Raw genomic sequence first — 18,261 nt, forward strand, 5'->3', positions numbered from 1 at the left:
CCGTGCATCTCTACGAGCTGGATGACGACGAACGCGTGATCGCCGAGACAGCGGCCGCGTTCGCCGAAAGACGCATCGCGCCATACGCCTTGGAGTGGGACGAGAAACACCACTTCCCCACCGACGTCCTGCGCGAGGCGGCCGAACTGGGCATGGCAGCGATCTACTGTCATGAGGACGCCGGCGGCAGCGGCTTGCGACGGCTGGATGCCGTGCGCATCTTCGAGCAACTCGCCGCCGCCGACCCGGCCATCGCGGCATTTCTGTCCATCCACAACATGTGCGCGTGGATGGTGGACAGCTTCGGCACCGAAGAGCAGCGCAAGACCTGGGGACCGCGGCTGGCGTCGATGGATGCCATCGCCAGCTACTGCCTGACCGAACCGGGCGCAGGATCGGACGCCGCGGCCCTGCGGACAAGGGCCGTGCGCGACGGTTCTGACTACGTGCTCGACGGCGACAAGCAGTTCATCTCCGGGGCGGGCAGCTCGGATGTCTACGTGGTGATGGCCCGCACCGGTTCACCGGGTCCGAAGGGCATCTCCGCCTTCGTGGTCGAAAAGGGCACGCCGGGGCTGAGTTTCGGGGCACAAGAGCAGAAGATGGGCTGGAATGCCCAGCCCACCGCGCAAGTGATCTTCGACGGCGTGCGGGTTTCTGCCGATGCGCTGCTCGGCGGCGCCGAGGGCACCGGGTTCGGCATCGCCATGAACGGTCTCAACGGGGGCCGGATCAACATCGCCGCCTGCTCGCTCGGCGGGGCTCAGGCCGCGTACGACAAGGCGTTGGATTATGTGGCCGGCCGCCAGGCGTTCGGCGGCGCCCTGCTCGACGAGCCGACCATCCGATTCACGCTGGCAGACATGGCAACCGGGCTGGAGACATCACGAAACATGCTGTGGCGGGCGGCCTCGGCACTGGACAGCAACCACCCTGACAAGGTGGCACTGTGCGCGATGGCCAAGCGCTACGTCACCGACACCTGCTTCGAGGTGGCCGATCAGGCCCTGCAACTCCACGGCGGCTACGGCTATCTGCGCGAGTACGGGTTGGAGAAAATCGTCCGCGATCTGCGGGTGCATCGCATCCTTGAGGGAACCAACGAAATCATGCGCGTGGTGATCGGGCGAGCGGCCGCGGGCAGAGCCCGCAATTCAGCAGATGCTGGCCGCGCCCGCGCGGCGGGATAGGAGTTGCACGTGAGCACAATCGCTTTCCTCGGCCTCGGCCACATGGGCGGCCCGATGTCCACAAACTTGGTTGCCGCAGGGCACACCGTGCGCGGGTTCGATCCCGTCCCTGCGGCCCAGGAGGCCGCAAAGGCCAATGGCGTCAGCATGTTCGGCAGTGAAGCCGAGGCCGTGGCGGGGGCGGACGTGGTGATCACCATGTTGCCCGACGGCGCACTGGTGAAGAGCTGCTATGCGGAGATGCTGCCCGCCGCGACCGCCGGCGCGCTGTTCATCGACAGCTCCACCATCTCCGTCGACGACGCCCGTGAGGTGCACAAGCTGGCAGGCGAGCACGGTTTCGACCAGCTGGACGCCCCGGTCTCCGGTGGCGTCAAGGGCGCCGTGGCGGGGACGCTGGCGTTCATGGTCGGCGGCGAGGACAAGGCTGTCGAACGGGGCCGCACCATCCTGGGACCCATGGCGGGCAAGATCATTCATTGCGGAGCCGCGGGAGCCGGCCAGGCCGCCAAGGTGTGCAACAACATGGTGCTCGCGGTGCAGCAGATCGCCGTCGGTGAGGCGTTCGTGCTGGCCGAGAAGCTGGGACTGGACAAGCAGTCGCTGTTCGACGTGATCACCGGCGCGACCGGCAACTGCTGGGCAGTACACACCAATTGTCCAGTGCCGGGGCCTGTTCCGACTTCCCCTGCCAACAGCGATTTCAAGCCGGGCTTCTCCACCGCGTTGATGAACAAGGACCTCGGCCTGGCCATGGCGGCTGTGGAGTCGACGGGCTCGTCGGCGCCGCTGGGCACCCATGCGGCCGAGATCTACGCCGAATTCATTGCATCCGACGTCTCCAATGCCGGTAAAGACTTCAGCGCGGTGATCGAGACGCTACGCGGCTGAGGGGCTGTGCTGCGCCCACCATGCGGCGTGTAGCCGCTGGCAAGTCGCCAACCGCAACGCATCCCCCATGCCGGCGTAATCCGGGCGTACCGCGACAGCAGGTTGGGCAACGCCGGGTTCGGCACTGACCAGCACGGTGGCCAGCCCCGCCGCATTCGCCGCCCGCAATCCCGTGGTCGACCCGGCGACCGCCAACGCATCGTGCGCCGACACCCCGAGCTCGGCGAGCGCTTGCCGATGGGCAGCACTGCACGTCGACGAAGTCACGTCGTCACCGGTGACAACGGTTTCCACCAGACCCTCGCCCACCAGCTGCCGCACCAACGGCTCCACCCATCGGCGCCGGCCGCTGGACACCACACCGACCGGGACCTCGGCGGCGAAGGCGTCCATCACGAGGTCGACCAGACCGGGCCGCGGGGCCAATCCCGCGTCGAGGATCATCTTGTCGAACATCATGTCTTTGGTGGCACAGATCTCGTCGGCGAGCAGTTCGGTGAGCACGTCGCATTCCGGCCCCACGCAGCGCTTACGGAGTTCGGCGGCGACGCGCTGATGTTCGTCGTGCAATGCCAGCAGCTGCCGGTAGCGCTCCACGCCCCATTCGAGCGACAGGCCGTGTGCGGCGAATGCCGCGTTGAAGACGACCCGATGTCCGTCGATGTCCAAGTCGGACAGCGCGTCGAGGTCGAAGATCACCGCACGTAGCGGGAACGCTCCTGCATCTGCCGGCTCAGGACAGTCCCACCAGAACCGCCCGGCACGCCATATTTTCTGCTGTGACGACACCTCATGAGAGTGGTCCACATCACATGGAGTCCGCCTCCCCCGTACGGGTGATTGGGGACGCGAACTTTCACTCGGTCGCAGCGAAGCCGGATCTTCTCCTCACATGCGCTGCCACACATAGGCTGATGCCATGGCGGCCTCCAGCCCAGTGCGCCTTGTGCTGGTCGATGACCACGAAATGGTCATCGAGGGTCTCAAGGCCATGCTTGCCGCATTCAAAGACCGGGTTCTGGTGATCGGCCACGCAGTCGGCGCTGAGCGAGCACTCACCGTTGTCGATGAGCTCAACCCCGACATCGTGCTGTGCGATGTCCGCATGCAGGGTTCCAGCGGCCTTGATCTGTGCCGTGACCTGCGTGAACGTAATCCAGACCGCAAGGTCGTGATGTTGTCGGTCTACGACGACGAGCAGTACCTGTTCGAGGCGCTGCGGGTCGGCGCATCGGGCTACCTGCTCAAGAGCGTCAGCAGCGACGAGCTGGTGCGTCAGATCGAATTCGCCTACGGCGGCGCGACGGCGATCGATCCCGGCATGGCGGCCCGCGCGGCCGACACCGCCGCGCGGCTGCAGCGCGACGAGTTCTGGCCCGGTGTGCGGCAGGGCCTGACCCAGCGGGAGAGCGAGATCCTGTCGTTCGTGGTCGCCGGGCTGTCCAATCGCGGGATCGCCAGCAAGTTGGTGATCGGCGAGGAGACCGTCAAGACCCATCTACGGTCGGTCTACCGCAAGCTCGGCGTCACCGACCGCGCCGGCGCCGTCGCCACCGCCCTGCGCGAAGGCATCTACCGTTGACCAGTGAATTCGGCCCGATGATACTCACCGCCGACCGCGAGCTGGCGTTGTTACGGGAGCTCATCCAGGCCACCGCGAGCGGCCCCGGAGTGGAACACCTCGCCGCCGCGGCCGCCCGGATGATCACTGCGGCCACCGCGACCGACGTGTGCTTCGTGCACGTGCTCGACGACTCCGACCGTGCGCTGACGCTGGCCGGCGCGACCCCGCCGTTCGACGCCGAGGTCGGCAAGATCCGATTGCCGCTGGGCCAGGGCATCTCAGGTTGGGTGGCCAGTCACCGCGAACCGGTGGTGATCAGCCACGACAAGGAAGCCGACCCCCGCTACATGCCTTTCGAATCGCTGCGCGGGCGCGACTTCGCGTCGATGGTGTCGGTGCCGATGCAGACCGACCCAGGTGGACTGGTGGGTGTGCTCAACGTGCACACCGTCAACCGCCGCGAGTTCGGAGCGCGCGACGTCGAGTTGCTGGTCGTGATCGGCCGGCTCATCGCCGGTGCGCTGCACCAGGCCCGCCTGCACCGGCAGCTGGTGGCCCGCGAGCGCGCCCACGAGAATTTCGTCGAACAGGTCATCGAGGCGCAGGAGATCGAGCGGCGCCGGTTGGCCGGCGACATCCACGACGGCATCTCGCAACGGCTGGTGACGCTGTCTTACCGGCTCGATGCCGCCGCCCGCGCCGTCGATGATCCCCAGGCGCTGGCCGAACAGCTCGACAAGGCACGAGAACTGGCGGATCTGACCCTGCAGGAGGCCCGCGCCGCGATCAGCGGACTGCGGCCACCGGTACTGGACGATCTAGGCCTCGCCGGCGGTCTTGCCAGCCTGGCGCGCTCCATCCCCGGGATCGACCTGGACGTCGAACTCGCCGAGACCCGGGTGCCCGATCACATCGAGTTGGCGCTGTACCGCATTGCTCAGGAATGTCTGCAAAACGTCGTCAAGCACGCCGACGCGAGCCGGGCGCGGCTCACCTTCGCTGTCGATCGCAACATGGCCCGGCTCGAAATCGTGGACGACGGAAAGGGTTTCGACACCTTGGAGCATCCACTGGGCAGTGACGAGATGGGCGGCTACGGGCTGCTGTCGATGGCCGAACGAGCCGAGATCGTCGGCGGCAGGCTCAACATCCGATCCCGCCCGGGGGCTGGGACCGCGGTCACCGCGACGATCCCGCTACCTGTGATCATCGAATAGGTGCAGCCGTACCACGGGGATCGCCCGGGCGACCAGTTGCTCGACGGACTCCGACGCGAGCGGTTCGATCCGTAGCACGTGACGCAGGTAGGCGATGCCCAGCAACTGGGCCATCGCCAAATCCACGCTCAACTGGGCACCGGGGCCGCTCAACTCGCCCGCGATCTGCGGGTAGAGCCGGCGCTCGATGAACTGGCGTACCAACGCCGCGGAGTCTTCATGGGTGGCTGCTCCGCGCAAGATTGCCAGAAGCGGCGCACGGGTGTCGGGGTGTTCCCACGCATCGAAGAACACCCTGGTCAACCCCTCCGCAAGATCGATGGGATCGCCGTCGACGATCCGTTCACGGAGCTGTTCAGGCTCGAAAGGCCACCCCACTGTGGCTCGGAAGAGGTTGGCCTTGCCGCCGAAGTAATGCCGGATCATCGCCGGATCGACGCCGGCCGCCGACGCGATATCGCGTACCGAGGCCCCGTCGTACCCTTTTTCGGCGAACAGCCGCCTGGCGGTTGCCAACAGCACGTCACGGCTGCCGGACTGTCCTGGTCGTCGTCCCAGCGGAGGCATAGTCCAGAAATTCTACAGTCGTTGACTTACCGATTACAGTGGAGCTACTCTTCGAGGAGTTAATTCCACAGGTGAGGAGTTCCCGATGCCGGCTCCACGATGGGTTGCCCGCGCCAACAAGATCGGTCTCAACCGGCTCACCCGGTTCATCGCCCCATGGGCCCCCGGCTGGGCCGTCGTCATCCACCGCGGACGCAAGTCGGGACGGGTCTTCCGCACCCCGCTGTGGGCGTTCAAGCGCCCGAACGGCTACGTCATCGCACTGACCTACGGACGGCAGGCCGACTGGGTCCGCAATGTCCTGGCCGCGGGAGGGTGCGAGTTGGAAACCCGACGACACCGTTACCGACTGACGGCGCCACGGGTCTATCAGGACGAGACCGCCGCAGACATGCCGGTATTCATCCGATTCATGCTGCGCCGCGTGATCAAGGCCCCCGAGTTCCTGAGCCTCGAGATCGCCGCGTGACGCGGGTCAGAAATCGCCGGAGTTGCGACGGAGCGTCTCGATCGACGCGACCAACGCGCGGGATTGCTCCGGGGACATCCCGACGTCGCCGAACACCTGCTCGTTGAGGGTGACGGTGGCGTCCTCGACCGTGGCCCGTCCCAGCTCCGTGATCTGCACCAGGGTCGTGCGGCCGTCGGTCGGATGTGGAATACGCTCGACCAGCCCGCTGGCCTCCAGCCGGCGGATGGCATGCGTGACGCTGGTGACGTGGACCTGCAGCCGGTCCGAGGCCTTGGTGATGGGCAATGCCCCGGCCCTGCTGAACGCCAGCAGCCGCAGCAACTCGAAGCGCGAGAAGCTCAGGCCGTAGGGCCGCAATGCGGTCTCGACGCGGGCCAGCAGAATCTGATGCGCCCGCATCACCGATGTCACCGCAACCATGCCATCGGCCACGTCACCCCAGCCCGCGCTCTCCCAGTTGACACGGGCCAGCGCGATGGGATCGCGCTTGTCGGGTGATGAGGGCACGCTTCTTCATACCGCATCACCGCTGCACGCGGTGTCGACGGCGGTGAGGGCGCAATTCACCGGCAGTCGGATTTACAGGTTTCTCTCAAGTAGGATTTTTCCGTCGGGCGCCGAAACCATTTGCACCGCAGCGATTTCGTTGATCGGCAACGTCGTGTTCCCACTGGGTAGCGCCGTTGCGCCGGACAGTCCGAGCCACGTTGCCACCTCGGTCCGGCTACCGTCGCGGCCGACCACCACCATGCCCAGATTCCGCGGCGGAGAATCTTTCTTGCCCCAGTCTCCGTACGTGCACGCCATGTTGATCCGCGTACCCCACGCGTAGCTGCTCAGCGCAACACTGGCGTTGATCGGGGTATCGGACACCTTGGACATCTCGAGCATTCGTGCGGCCTGCTGATGTTGTGAACCGGTGTGCAGACCGAATATCTCCGGGCGGATCGCAACGACAAGCCCGACGGCCAGCAGGACGGCCGCCAACCCGACGGCGGACGAGGTCACCCATCGGTATCGACGCCGCCGCCAGCTGACTTTGGCCAGCACCGAATCCAACACTTCCGGCCGCAGCGGCGGACCGGGCAGCTCCTCGTCGAGCGCGCGCACGTCGTTGAGGTCGAGCAGAGCGAGCAAGGCCGGCATGCCGCTCAACTCGGCGACAGCCGCGCGGCATCGCCCGCAGCCCCCCAGGTGGACTTCGTATTCGCGACGCTCGGTGCCCGTCAATGAGCCCAGCACATAGGCCGCATCCCAGGTCAGGTAGCGGTCGCCATCGACCGGCTCAATGCGGGCTACACCGAATCGTGTCATCGTGTCACCCCCATCTCTTGCAGATTGAGTCGTAGTGCGCGGACGGCGTAGTGCAGTCGCGACTTCACGGTGCCTTCGGGAATCTGCAGGTCGGCCGCGATCTGCAGAGTGGTCCAGCCCTGGTAGTAGGCCCGGCGGACCACAGCCCGGTGCTCTTCGGATAGCTGGCTGAGCGCGGTGCTCAGCAACAACCGGTCCAATGCGGTGTCCACCTGGTCGGGGACGGCGTGGTCGGCTACCAGTTCCGGGGACGGCATATCCGTCTCGTTGCGGAACCGGGCGCTTCGGCGTTCATCGATAATCATGTTTCGCGCCACCGTGAACAGCCAGGCCCTGGCCGACCGGTCGGTATTCGCGGTGACATCGGGGTGCCGCCACGCCCGCAGCAACGTCTCCTGCACCACATCCTCGGCTCGCGCCTGATCCCCGGTGAGGCGCAGCGCGTATTGCCACAAGGCCGCGGCGTGCTCGTCGTAGAGCCCCCGGATCATGGCGGCCTCCGGATCGTCCATCAACCAACCTCCGCCTGTAATACGACGTTGGCGGCGATCGAGTTCATTCGACCTTCGAACCCGCCCCGCGCGACGGTTCGGAAACATCGAGTCGCACGGTTGCTGAGAACCTCAGCGGGTGAGGATCCGAGGGCCGTCCTCGGTGACCGCAACGGTGTGCTCCCAGTGCGCGGCACGGCTCCCGTCGGTGGTGATGACAGTCCATTCGTCGTCCAACACCGCGGTCTTGCCGGTGCCGAGCGTCAGCATCGGTTCGATGGCCAGCACCGAACCCGGGGCCAGGTATGGCCCACGGCCCGGCGAACCCTCATTGGGCAGGAACGGATCCATGTGCATCTGCCTGCCAATTCCGTGTCCGCCATAGCCGGCCACGATTCCGTATTTGCGGTCGTGGCGGGCTCCCGCGGCATGGGTCTCTACTTCGATGGCATGCGAGACATCGGTGAGCCGGTTGCCTGGCACCATCGCGGCGATCCCGGCTTCCATGGCGGCTTTGGTGGCCTCGGACAGGGCCTCGTCGGCGTCGATCAGTGCGCCGATACCGAAGGTGACCGCCGAATCGCCATGCCAGCCGTCAACGATCGCGCCGCAGTCGATCGAGACCAGGTCACCGGCGGCCAGCACCTCACCGGCCGACGGAATACCGTGCACTACGCGATCGTTCACCGACGCGCAGATGCTGGCGGGAAAACCGTGGTAACCGAGGAACGACGGGGTACCGCCACCGTCGCGGATGACGGACTCAGCGATTCGATCGAGTTCGAGTGTGCTCACACCAGGCGCCGCCGCGGCACGCACCGCCTGCAGCGCCGACGCGACCAGTGCGCCCGCAACCGCCATGGCATCGAGCTCTCCGGCGCTGCGCTGCGCGACCACCCTACGGCCGCGCAAGCCTGGTAGGGAGATCACCGACCGAGGGCGCTCAGAGCGCGGGCGAACACCTCATCGAGGCCACCCGCCGCGGCGACCGTCTTGACCTCGTCGCCGTAGTACTTCAGCAGCGGCTCGGTTTCATCGCGATAGACCTTCATCCGGTTGTGGATGACCTCTTCGGTGTCGTCGGCACGACCACGACCCTTGAGCCGAGCGAACAGTTCGTCTTCGGAGACCGCGAACTCCAGCACTGCATCCAGCTTGGTGTTGCGGGCCTCGAGCATGTCGTGCAGCGCACGGGCCTGCTCGACCGAGCGCGGGTAGCCGTCCAGGATGAATCCGGCTGCCGCGTCTTCTTGGTCGATCCGGTCCTCCACGAGGCGATTCGTCAGATCGGCCGGGACCAGGTCACCTGCGTCGAGGTAACGCTTGGCCTCGATACCCAGGGGCGTGCCGTCGCCGATGTTCTTGCGGAAGAGGTCCCCGGTGGAGATTTGCGGGATGCCGAGCTTCTCGGACAGCTTCTCAGCCTGTGTTCCTTTGCCCGCTCCGGGTGGTCCGAGTAGAACGACTCTCACTTCAGGAACCCTTCGTAGTTGCGTTGCATGAGTTGGCTCTCGATTTGTTTGACGGTATCCAACCCGACGCCAATCATGATGAGAACCGCAGTTCCTCCGAACGGGAGATTTTGCACCGCCCCGGTGTTGCCGATCTGCAGGAACAGGTTCGGCAGCACCGCGATCACACCCAGGTAGATCGAGCCGGGCAGGGTGATCCGGCTCAGTACGTAGCGCAGGTAGTCCGCAGTCGGCTTACCCGGCCGGATACCGGGGATGAAGCCGCCGAACTTCTTCATCTCGTCGGCGCGCTCGTCAGGGTTGAACGTGATCGACACGTAGAAGTACGTGAAGAAGATGATCAGGCCGAAGTAGATCGCGATGTAGACGGGGTCCGCGGGGTTTGTCAGGTAGTTGGCGACAACCTTGTCCCACCAGCTGTTGCCGCCGTTGGGGTTGCCGCTGCGGATCAGCTGGGTGATCAGGTGCGGTATGTAGATCAGTGACGACGCGAAGATCACCGGGATGACGCCGGCCTGGTTGACCTTCAGCGGCAGGTAGGTGGACGTACCGCCGTACATCTTGCGGCCGACCATGCGCTTGGCGTACTGGACCGGGATGCGGCGCTGACCCTGTTCCACGAACACCACGCCGATGATGATGGCCAGCGTGGCTGCGCACACAGCGGTGAAGACCAGGCCGCCGCGGCTGTCCAGGATGGTCTTGCCCTCGGACGGAATGCGCGCGGCGATGCCGGCGAAGATCAGCAGGGACATGCCGTTGCCGATACCGCGCTCGGTGACCAGCTCGCCCATCCACATGACCAGGGCGGCACCGGCGGTCATCACCAGCACGATGACGATCAGCCCGAAAATTGAGCTGTCCTGGATGATGTTCAGCGAGCAACCCTGCAGCAACCCACCGTTGGCGGCCAGCGCCACGATGCTGGTGGCCTGCAGGACGGCCAACGCGATCGACAGATAACGCGTGTACTGCGTCATCTTGGCCTGACCGGCCTGACCTTCCTTCTGCAGCTGCTCGAAGCGCGGGATGACCACCACCAGCAACTGCACGATGATGCTGGCCGTGATGTAGGGCATCACGCCGACCGCGAACACGGTCAACTGCAGCAGGGCGCCGCCGGAGAACAGGTTGATCAGTGAGTAAATCTGTGCCGAGTCGCCACCACTGACCTGTTCGATGCATTTCTGCACGTTCGGGTAGTTCACCCCGGGGGACGGGATCGACGCACCGACGCGGTACAGGATCACCAGGCCCAACGTGAACAGGATCTTGCGTCTGAGGTCGGCCGTCCGCAGCGATGAGATGAAAGCCGAAAGCACTCTTCCTCCTGCGCAGCCGACTTCTCAGCGCGGCGTGCCAAATGGGGCTGGTGGGTCCAGCGTCTTGGTCAAGTCGTATACATGCCGGCCCGGCAGGCGTACAGCCCGCGGACTCAAGCGTCAAACAGTCTACGAGAGTAACAGTTGCACCAGGGCGGCCCCGCATCGATCAACTTCACCCGCAGGCCAAGCCCATATTCAGATTCGAAGCGTACAGTCGGCGACAGCTCGTTACATCACCTAACTATCTTTTAAGGGGAGTCCATGGCACGTACGGACAACGACACCTGGGACCTGGCGTCCAGCGTGGGAGCCACCGCGACGATGGTCGCGGCTGCCAGGGCGATGGCGACCAACGCCCCGGACCCGGTGATCGATGATCCGTTCGCCGCTCCCCTGGTGCGGGCCGTCGGGATGGACTTCTTCACCAAACTGGTCGACGAGGATTTCACCACCGACGGCCTCGACGAGGAGGCCGCGACCGGGCTGACCCGGTTCTCGAACGGTATGGCCGCCCGTACCCGGTTTTTCGACGACTTCTTCCTGGCGGCCACCGGCACGGGCATCCGTCAGGCGGTGATCCTGGCCGCGGGCTTGGATTCGCGGGCCTACCGCCTGCCGTGGCCAGACGGCACCGTGGTCTATGAGATCGACCAGCCCCAGGTCATCGAATTCAAATCGACCACCCTCGCCGAGCTGGGTGCCGCACCCACCACCGATCGGCGCACGGTGGCCATCGACCTTCGCTTCGACTGGCCCACGGCGCTGACAGAGGCCGGTTTCGACGCCAGCAAGCCGACGGCATGGATCGCCGAGGGTTTGCTGGGCTACCTGCCGCCCGACGCCCAGGACCGCCTGCTCGATCAGGTGACCGCGCTCAGCGCGCCGGGCAGCAGGCTCGGCGTCGAGGGTGTTCCCGCCACCGAGGCCAATGACGAAGAGACGATCCGCGCCCGAATGCGGGACTTCACCGACCGCTGGCGTGCACACGGCTTGGACATCGACCTCAACGAGCTGATCTTCCTGGGCGACCGCGCCGACGTGACCACCTATCTCGAGGGCCACTCCTGGGAGGTCACCGGGATCAGCTCCAACGATCTGCTGATCCAGACCGGCCTGCCGCCGGTCGAGGACGAGGTGCATGCCGTATCGGTGTTCTACATCAGCGCGCAGCGGTAGGGACGGGTATGGCACGTACCGATACGGACAGCTGGGACCTCGCCTCCAGCGTCGGCGCAACGGCCACCATGGTGGCCGCGGCCCGCGCGATCGCCAGCACCGAACCCGATCCCTTGATCGACGATCCCTACGCGGCGCCCCTGGTGCGTGCAGTGGGAGTGGACTTCTTCACCAAGCTCGTCGACGGCGACATCACGCTTGACGGTGAAGACTCCGCGGTCGCGGAGCTGATGACGTCGGTGATGGCGGTGCGGACGAAGTTCTTCGACGACTTCTTTATCACCGCCGCCGGAGGCGGCAATCCCATCACCGCCGGAGGCGCCGGGATCCGGCAGGCCGTCATCCTGGCCTCGGGACTGGACGCCCGGGCCTACCGGCTGCCCTGGCCGGCCGGCACCGTGGTCTATGAGATCGATCAGCCGGAAGTGATCGGCGCCAAGACCGCGGCGATGGCTCAGATCGGCGCCACCCCCACCGCGGAGCGCCGTGCCGTGGCTGTCGACCTACGCGATGACTGGCCGGCAGCGTTACGCGCAAGCGGGTTCGACGCTGAGGCCCCGACCGCGTGGAGTGCCGAGGGTCTGCTGGTCTACCTGCCGCCCGAGGCGCAGGACCGGCTGTTCGACAACATCACCGCGTTGAGCGCCCCGGGTAGCCGGCTGGCTACCGAGTACCACCCGGACATCGCCGCCGCCGTGCGCAATCGCAGCCAATCCATGGTCGAGCGGTGGCGCGAACACGGATTCGACGTCGACCTGTCCGAGCTCTGGTACGTCGGTGAGCGCAATTCGGTGGTCGAGTATCTCACCGACAGTGGCTGGTCTGTGACAGCCCGGCGGCGCCCCGAGGTGTTCGCCGAATACGGCCGCATCTTCCCCGATTCCGACGACGCCGCACCACAACGTGATTCATTGGCAGTCGTGGCAGTACGACAGTAAGGACAAAACGATGGCACGCACCGAGGGTGACACCTGGGACCTGGCAACCAGCGTCGGCTCGACGGCGACGGGTGTCGCCGCGTCCCGCGCCCTGGCCACCAAGCAGCCCGATCCGCTGATCAACGACCCGTACGCCGACCCGCTGGTCAAGGCTGTCGGGCTGGAGCACTGCATCCGGCTGGCCGACGGCGAGGTTTGCGTCGAGGGCGATCAGCTGCTGGACCGGCAGCGGATGTGCGAGCAGATCGCCGTGCGCACCCGGTTCTTCGACGACTTCTTCACCAGCGCAACCGACGCCGGGATTCGCCAGGCCGTGATCCTGGCCTCGGGTCTGGACACCCGGGCCTACCGGTTGCCCTGGCCCACGGGCACCGTGGTGTTCGAGATCGACCAGCCTCAGGTGATCGAGTTCAAGACGCGCACGCTCGCCGGGCTCGGTGCCGAACCTGCCGCTGACCGCCGAACGGTCGCGATCGATCTTCGCGACGATTGGCCGGCCGCATTGCGGGCCGCCGGTTTCGATCCGACCCAACCCACCGCATGGATCGCCGAGGGGCTGCTCATCTACCTGCCGCCCGACGCTCAGGATCGGCTCTTCGACAACATCACCGAACTGTCGGCGTCCGGAAGTCGGCTGGCCACCGAACACATGGACATGAACACCCTTCCCGAGGAATGGACGAAGAAGGTCAGCGAGTGGTCGAAGCGGGTCGGGTCCGATGTCGATCTGATGGACCTGTTCTATTCCGGTGACCGTCACACCGCTGGCGACTATCTCGACGGGCACGGCTGGCAGTCGACTGTGCTGACCGGACGCGACGCCTACGCTGGATACGGGTTCGCCTATCCCGACGACCTCGCCGACCTCGCCGGTGATTCGGGCTATCTGTCCGCCGAACGGAAATGAGACGCTGATGGCACGGGCTGACGGCGACACCTGGGCTCTGGCATCGAGTGTGGGGCCGTCGCTGATCTACCACGGCGAACGCCATTCTGCCGCAGACTATCTCGCCGCCAAGGGGTGAGAGATGACCGGTACTGCCCGCTCGGGTCTGTTCGCTCGCTATCGCCTACCCGTACCCGATGCGGTCGACCATGACCCGATGGGCGAGATCGTCTACATCAGCGGCACACTGGGCTGAATCCCGCATCCCACTCAGCATCACCGACGCGAAGCTCAGGCGCGCGCGAAAGTCAGTGTTTCGCCACGGGCTCCGCCCATCCACAGGTCGTGGCACGCGGCCGTCATCTCCTCGAGCCCGTCGATGATGCCGTAGGCTGCCATAAGCTCGACCGCTACCGGAATAACGCTGCGCCGGTTCCGGATACGTAGCCCAGCTTCTTGTCCACCACGTTGTGTAGTGGCTGCCCGGAAAGCCAGCGGCGAAGGTTATCGGCGAATTGCGCGGCTACCGTGTCGCGCCAACCTATGGTGTCGCCGGACATGTGGGCGGTGATGACGGCCCCGGGTGCGTCCCACAGCGGGTGGTTCTCGGGCAGGGGCTCGGTGTCGAACACGTCCAGCGTGGCTCCGCCGACGCTGCCCGTAGTCAGTGCCGTGACCAGTGCTGACTCGTCGACGAGCGGACCTCGCGCGACGTTCACCAAGTGCGCGTCGGATCTCATGGCCGCCAACACATTTGCACCGACTAGGCCACGGGTCGCATCGGTGAGCGGCGCGGCCAACACCAGGTGATCGCACCAGCCGACCTCGGCAGCCAGGTCCGCGGTGGCCACGACCCGGCCGAAATCGGGATCGTCAGCGCGCACCACGCGGCCGGCACCGCGGACGGCCAGGCCTGCGGCGCGCAACAGCCGGGCGATCTCCCGGCCGATGCCGCCGGTGCCGACCACCAGCGCGTGCGCGCCCATGATGGTCCTGGTCTCCCGGTGGTGCCACTGATGGCGTCGTTGCCGATCGAAGCTGACCTGACTTCCCTTGGCATACCCGATGATCGCTCCGAGCACGTATTCAGCCATGGGGCGGTCGAACACGCCCCGGGCGTTGGTGACCACGACATCAGAGTCCCGCAGCTCGTCGAACAGCAGGGTGTCGACGCCGGCGGCGGTGACGTGGATCCACTGCAGGGTGTCCGCGGCAGACCATGCACCGCGCAGCGCGGTGGAGAAATAGTCCCACATCAACAGTGCCTGCGCGCCCTGCAGCGCCTCGGCCAAACCGCCTGCGGCGCAGTACCGAAAGTCCGCATCGACGTCGAGATCCGCGACTCCTGCCGGGCGATCCGTCGCGCGCTCACACAGCACCGCGATCACAGGACGTGGGCTGGGCATCAGTCCGAGGCTAGGAACCTGTTCGCAGGGTTGTCAACAATCTGTTACCGGTTCTTCCGGTCTCACCCTGTGGACGTGACGATCGAGGACTTGGCCCCTCCCCCGCCGTTGCAGCAGGGTGGGTGCCCAACGATGTCAGTCTCTATGTCACACGATTGCGCTATGGCCCCGTTGGCGGTGAGCACCGCCCTGAACAACTGAGCCGCAACTAACGCCGGCGTCAGAACGGGTAACTCTCACCAGTTCTCAGCCCGACGAGCCAACTTCAGAAGCGGTAGTCCCCCAACCACACCGCGTTGGCCCCGGTCAGCGAGCGCTGGGTCTGCTCCAGTACCCCGGTCACCGACGCGACGGCCAGCGAGCCGAGCGCCTCGGGCAGCGACGCGGCTGCAGGTTGCGATGATGGCTTGGGCGACAACAGGTCCCGCAGCGATGACCCGGGCAGATGCGCGATCTTGACCTTGGTGTCCTCGTCGAGGCCGGCCAGCAACTTGGCCCGGCGAATCGCGGCGCGCAGACCGCCGAGTTCGTCGACGAGCCCACGTTCGTGAGCGTCGGCCCCGGTCCATACCCGGCCGCGGGCCACGTCCTGGACGGCCTCCACCGCCAAGCCACGGCCGTCGGCGACCCGCTGCACGAAGTCCTCGTAGAACAGGTCTGCCTCGGCCTCGACCTGGGCGTGCTGCTCATCGGTGAACGGCGCGTTGGTGGACCAGGCGTCGGCATTGGCATTGGTGCGCACCGCGTCGGAACCGACCCCGAGCTTGTCCTTGAGTTCCCGCGACACCAGCTTGCCGGTCAGCACCCCGATCGAGCCGGTGATCGTACCTGGATTGGCGATGATCGCGTCGGCGGCCATGGCTGCGTAGTAGCCCCCGGATGCCGCCACCGAACCCATCGACGCGACGACGGGCTTGCCGGCCTCGCGGGCCCGGACCACCTCGCGCCAGATGGTCTCGGAGGCGGTCACCGAGCCGCCGGGGCTGTCCACCCGCAGCACAATGGCCGCCACGTCGTCTCGGGCGGCGGCCTCGCGCAACGCCGCGGCGATGGTGTCGCCCCCGGCGCCGGAGTTACCGAAAGGCAGCACCTGCCGACCACCCTTGCCACTGACAATAGGACCGTGCACCGTCACCACGGCGACGGTCGGCTTCGACTTGAGCCCGGGCAGCGGGGGTGCAGGCTTAGGGGCGGACGCCCGTGCATACCGCGACAGGTATAGCCGCGGGGCACTGTCGTCACCATCGGATTCCGCTGCGGCACCGCAGAGTTCACTGATATGCGCATACGCCTCGTCGCGGAAGCCGATCCGGTCGATCAGCCCGCCCGCTACGGCATCGTCGCGCAGCAACGGCGCCTTGTCGGCCAGCTCATCGATGGTGTCGACCGATACATGCCGAGATTCCGCGATCGCCTGCCACACCTGGGTCTGAAGACTCTCGATCAACCGGCTGTCGGCTTCACGGTGCGCGTCGGTGTAGCGGTCCTGCGTGAAAATGTTTGTCGCAGACTTGTATTCGCCACGCATCACAAACTGCGCTTCAATCCCGGCCTTGTCCAGAGCATCCCGCAGGAACATGGCGTTGGTCGCGAAACCGACCAGTCCGACCGTGCCCGACGGTTGCATCCACACCTCGCGGAACGCCGAGGCCAGGTAGTACGACAACGTGCCCGGATAGGTTTCCGACCAGGCCAGGGTCGGCTTGACGGCGCCGAACTCCGCGATCGCGTCGCGCAACTCCTGTACCGGCCCGGCTGCCGCGGCCGGGATCTGTACCCGCGCGATCAGCCCGGCTACCCGATCGTCATCGGCTGCCCGGTGTATCGCTGCAACGGCCTGGCGCAGGACCAGCGGCCGTCCTCCGATGGAGATCATCGCCAAAGGATCGAACCCAGCGGTCTCCGCAGGCACGGACGTCAGATCGAGTTCGAGAACACATGCACTGGGAATGCCATTGTGCCGGACAGTGTCGACCTTGCGGACCAACGCCCGCAATTCGTCGGGACCGGGCAGGCTCGGGAGGAAGTCGAACATGCTCCGAGCCTACCGACGCCACAGCAGAGGCCCGAGAGCAGCGGACCGGGGCGGACTGCGACACACCCGGCGATGCGATTTGCGCCGGCAAGCTATGGAACCTCGCGGCGACATCTGGTCGCATTAGCCCCTAGGTAAGCGGCGAATCCTCTTGTGCACCAACAATTCTACGCGAACAGACACCAAAGTCCCGCAATACCGGCGTGTCGCGGCACCTACACGTCTGCTCGCGGAAGCGGGTGAGCTGCCATGGGTCACGACCTGGCGCCGGTTCACCCGTACGCCCAGTGGTGAGGCCGTGTCGTCCGTACCGTGGTGTGGTGAGGTTCTCGATTTCGATACCGCAACTGGGCACCGGCCGATTCGACGACACAGGCCTGAAGGCTTACCTGGCACGTGCCGAGGAGTTGGGTTTCGAAGGCGGCTGGACCATGGAGCAGACGATTGGCGAGTCGCCGGGGATCGCCCCGCTGCCGCTGTTGTCGTACGCGGCGGCCTGCACCACCCGGCTGCGGTTGGGGGTCGCGGTGCTCGTCACCTCCCTGCACGACCCGCTGCAACTGGCCTCGGCCATCACGGCTGTCGACCGGCTCAGCCATGGGCGCCTCGATGTCGGGGTAGGACACGGCGGGAGCTTCCGGCCGTTCGCCGCGTTCGGGGTGGACCGCACCACATTCATCGGCTACTTCAACGAGGGTTTGGAGTTGATGAAGGCGGCCTGGTCCGACCAGCCGCGCGTCACGTTTCACGGGAAGTTCCGCGAGGTCGACGATCTGCCGATCCAACCGAAGCCCGTGCAGCGCCCGCATCCGCCGATCTGGTTCGGTGGCACCGCACCCAAGGCGCTGGCCCGCGCGGTGCGCTATGGAGACTCGTTCCTGGGCGCGGGGTCGTCGACCACCGCGACGTTCGCCGAATCAGTCGAGACGGTGCGCCGCGAACTCGATGAGCAGGGCAAGGATCCGGCCGGCTACGCCATCGGCAAACGGGTCTACCTCATGATCGACGATGATCCCGCCCGCGCCCGCCGCCGCGTGACCGACGGACTGCATCGGATCTACGGCCAGATGCCCGGTATCGAGGCGGTTCCAGTGTCGGGCACCCCCGCCGATGTGGTGCGCGGACTGCAGGAAGTGGCCGACGCCGGTGCCCAGATGGTCGTGCTCAACCCCGTCGGCGATGACGTCGCCGCAGATCGTGAGCAGATGGAACGCCTTGCCGCCGAGGTCATTCCAGCGCTCACCTAGATTCGCCGAGCAGACGTGAAAGTCCCCGACACGCCGCTGTTCAAGGGTTTTCACGTCTGCTCGCGGGAGA

19 protein-coding genes and 1 pseudogene are annotated in these 18,261 nt (G+C 66.1%); 9 read left to right on the forward strand and 11 right to left on the reverse strand.

Going from position 1 to position 18,261, the window contains the following annotated elements; all coding sequences use genetic code 11:
• Positions 1-2: 2 nt before the first annotated feature.
• Entirely contained in the window at positions 3-1,190 is a 1,188-nt protein-coding gene (locus B133_RS0113525; protein WP_018601795.1) for an acyl-CoA dehydrogenase family protein, read from the forward strand.
• A 9-nt stretch (positions 1,191-1,199) separates the two neighbouring features.
• On the forward strand, positions 1,200-2,081 hold the full coding sequence (gene mmsB, locus B133_RS0113530) for a 3-hydroxyisobutyrate dehydrogenase (protein WP_026256398.1): 882 nt from the start codon (positions 1,200-1,202) through the stop codon (positions 2,079-2,081).
• Here the strand turns inward: mmsB and B133_RS0113535 are convergent.
• Entirely contained in the window at positions 2,070-2,780 is a 711-nt protein-coding gene (locus tag B133_RS0113535) for an HAD hydrolase-like protein (RefSeq protein ID WP_018601797.1), read from the reverse strand. The two genes, mmsB and B133_RS0113535, sit on opposite strands and share 12 nt — an antisense overlap.
• 220 nt (positions 2,781-3,000) lie before the next feature.
• Between B133_RS0113535 and B133_RS0113540 the strand changes: the two genes are divergently transcribed.
• Both B133_RS0113540 and B133_RS0113545 read left to right on the forward strand, forming a co-directional pair.
• Positions 3,001-3,663: a response regulator transcription factor gene (locus B133_RS0113540; RefSeq protein ID WP_026256400.1), complete on the forward strand. Its 663-nt coding sequence runs from the start codon at positions 3,001-3,003 to the stop codon at positions 3,661-3,663.
• Between the two features lie 17 nt (positions 3,664-3,680).
• A complete protein-coding gene (locus B133_RS0113545) occupies positions 3,681-4,862 on the forward strand; it encodes a GAF domain-containing sensor histidine kinase (protein ID WP_018601799.1) in 1,182 nt (393 codons plus the stop codon).
• Here B133_RS0113545 and B133_RS0113550 read toward each other — a convergent pair.
• Positions 4,842-5,429, reverse strand: coding sequence for a TetR family transcriptional regulator (locus B133_RS0113550; protein WP_026256402.1), 588 nt, complete (start codon positions 5,427-5,429; stop codon positions 4,842-4,844). The two genes, B133_RS0113545 and B133_RS0113550, sit on opposite strands and share 21 nt — an antisense overlap.
• 85 nt (positions 5,430-5,514) lie before the next feature.
• Here B133_RS0113550 and B133_RS0113555 point away from each other — a divergent pair, with 85 nt between their 5' ends.
• Entirely contained in the window at positions 5,515-5,898 is a 384-nt protein-coding gene (locus B133_RS0113555) for a nitroreductase family deazaflavin-dependent oxidoreductase (protein ID WP_018601801.1), read from the forward strand.
• Between the two features lie 6 nt (positions 5,899-5,904).
• Here the strand turns inward: B133_RS0113555 and B133_RS0113560 are convergent, their stop codons facing one another.
• The 6 genes from B133_RS0113560 to secY form a co-directional block, all read right to left on the reverse strand.
• Complete coding sequence (locus B133_RS0113560; protein ID WP_018601802.1) at positions 5,905-6,408, reverse strand: MarR family winged helix-turn-helix transcriptional regulator; 504 nt, start codon at positions 6,406-6,408, stop codon at positions 5,905-5,907.
• A gap of 72 nt (positions 6,409-6,480) precedes the next feature.
• Complete coding sequence (locus B133_RS0113565; RefSeq protein ID WP_018601803.1) at positions 6,481-7,215, reverse strand: zf-HC2 domain-containing protein; 735 nt, start codon at positions 7,213-7,215, stop codon at positions 6,481-6,483.
• Complete coding sequence (locus tag B133_RS0113570; RefSeq protein WP_018601804.1) at positions 7,212-7,727, reverse strand: sigma-70 family RNA polymerase sigma factor; 516 nt, start codon at positions 7,725-7,727, stop codon at positions 7,212-7,214. The genes B133_RS0113565 and B133_RS0113570 overlap by 4 nt, the downstream gene beginning before the upstream one ends.
• Positions 7,728-7,838: 111 nt before the next feature.
• Complete coding sequence (gene map, locus B133_RS0113575; protein ID WP_026256403.1) at positions 7,839-8,636, reverse strand: type I methionyl aminopeptidase; 798 nt, start codon at positions 8,634-8,636, stop codon at positions 7,839-7,841.
• Positions 8,633-9,178 (reverse strand): adenylate kinase, encoded by a 546-nt coding sequence (locus tag B133_RS0113580; protein WP_018601806.1) that lies wholly within the window; start codon positions 9,176-9,178, stop codon positions 8,633-8,635. The genes map and B133_RS0113580 overlap by 4 nt, the downstream gene beginning before the upstream one ends.
• Positions 9,175-10,500: a preprotein translocase subunit SecY gene (gene secY, locus B133_RS0113585; RefSeq protein WP_018601807.1), complete on the reverse strand. Its 1,326-nt coding sequence runs from the start codon at positions 10,498-10,500 to the stop codon at positions 9,175-9,177. The genes B133_RS0113580 and secY overlap by 4 nt, the downstream gene beginning before the upstream one ends.
• 264 nt (positions 10,501-10,764) lie before the next feature.
• Here secY and B133_RS0113590 point away from each other — a divergent pair, with 264 nt between their 5' ends.
• Genes B133_RS0113590 through B133_RS0113600 form a run of 3 tightly spaced genes read left to right on the forward strand, consistent with a single transcriptional unit; the run spans position 10,765 to position 13,524 of the window.
• A complete protein-coding gene (locus B133_RS0113590) occupies positions 10,765-11,679 on the forward strand; it encodes a class I SAM-dependent methyltransferase (RefSeq protein WP_018601808.1) in 915 nt (304 codons plus the stop codon).
• 8 nt (positions 11,680-11,687) lie between these two features.
• The gene (locus B133_RS0113595; RefSeq protein WP_018601809.1) at positions 11,688-12,617 is read left to right on the forward strand and encodes a class I SAM-dependent methyltransferase; all 930 of its coding nucleotides are present in this window, start codon (positions 11,688-11,690) and stop codon (positions 12,615-12,617) included.
• Between the two features lie 10 nt (positions 12,618-12,627).
• On the forward strand, positions 12,628-13,524 hold the full coding sequence (locus B133_RS0113600; protein ID WP_018601810.1) for a class I SAM-dependent methyltransferase: 897 nt from the start codon (positions 12,628-12,630) through the stop codon (positions 13,522-13,524).
• A 270-nt stretch (positions 13,525-13,794) separates the two neighbouring features.
• Here the strand turns inward: B133_RS0113600 and B133_RS24095 are convergent.
• The 3 genes and pseudogenes from B133_RS24095 to sppA all read right to left on the reverse strand — a co-directional run.
• Positions 13,795-13,887: pseudogene (locus tag B133_RS24095) on the reverse strand (DUF3830 domain-containing protein); the annotation flags it as partial.
• A 26-nt stretch (positions 13,888-13,913) separates the two neighbouring features.
• On the reverse strand, positions 13,914-14,909 hold the full coding sequence (locus tag B133_RS0113620; protein WP_036418626.1) for a D-2-hydroxyacid dehydrogenase: 996 nt from the start codon (positions 14,907-14,909) through the stop codon (positions 13,914-13,916).
• A 265-nt stretch (positions 14,910-15,174) separates the two neighbouring features.
• Positions 15,175-16,944 (reverse strand): signal peptide peptidase SppA, encoded by a 1,770-nt coding sequence (sppA, locus tag B133_RS0113625; RefSeq protein ID WP_018601815.1) that lies wholly within the window; start codon positions 16,942-16,944, stop codon positions 15,175-15,177.
• A gap of 320 nt (positions 16,945-17,264) precedes the next feature.
• Between sppA and B133_RS0113630 the strand changes: the two genes are divergently transcribed.
• A complete protein-coding gene (locus B133_RS0113630; protein WP_026256404.1) occupies positions 17,265-18,191 on the forward strand; it encodes an LLM class flavin-dependent oxidoreductase in 927 nt (308 codons plus the stop codon).
• Positions 18,192-18,261: the final 70 nt, after the last annotated feature.

It is taken from the genome of Mycobacterium sp. 155 (assembly GCF_000373905.1).
In the GTDB taxonomy this organism is placed as follows: Bacteria; Actinomycetota; Actinomycetes; order Mycobacteriales; family Mycobacteriaceae; genus Mycobacterium.

Bases quoted from the DNA above. Each gene is read 5' to 3' on its own strand.
- B133_RS0113570 (WP_018601804.1), bottom strand. From the start codon at position 7,727: ATGGACGATCCGGAGGCCGCCATGATCCGGGGGCTCTACGACGAGCAC.
- B133_RS0113620 (WP_036418626.1), bottom strand. From the start codon at position 14,909: ATGCCCAGCCCACGTCCTGTGATCGCGGTGCTGTGTGAGCGCGCGACG.
- sppA (WP_018601815.1), bottom strand. From the start codon at position 16,944: ATGTTCGACTTCCTCCCGAGCCTGCCCGGTCCCGACGAATTGCGGGCG.
- B133_RS0113540 (WP_026256400.1), top strand. From the start codon at position 3,001: ATGGCGGCCTCCAGCCCAGTGCGCCTTGTGCTGGTCGATGACCACGAA.
- B133_RS0113555 (WP_018601801.1), top strand. From the start codon at position 5,515: ATGCCGGCTCCACGATGGGTTGCCCGCGCCAACAAGATCGGTCTCAAC.
- B133_RS0113590 (WP_018601808.1), top strand. From the start codon at position 10,765: ATGGCACGTACGGACAACGACACCTGGGACCTGGCGTCCAGCGTGGGA.
- B133_RS0113565 (WP_018601803.1), bottom strand. From the start codon at position 7,215: ATGACACGATTCGGTGTAGCCCGCATTGAGCCGGTCGATGGCGACCGC.
- B133_RS0113595 (WP_018601809.1), top strand. From the start codon at position 11,688: ATGGCACGTACCGATACGGACAGCTGGGACCTCGCCTCCAGCGTCGGC.
- B133_RS0113600 (WP_018601810.1), top strand. From the start codon at position 12,628: ATGGCACGCACCGAGGGTGACACCTGGGACCTGGCAACCAGCGTCGGC.
- B133_RS0113545 (WP_018601799.1), top strand. From the start codon at position 3,681: ATGATACTCACCGCCGACCGCGAGCTGGCGTTGTTACGGGAGCTCATC.
- B133_RS0113550 (WP_026256402.1), bottom strand. From the start codon at position 5,429: ATGCCTCCGCTGGGACGACGACCAGGACAGTCCGGCAGCCGTGACGTG.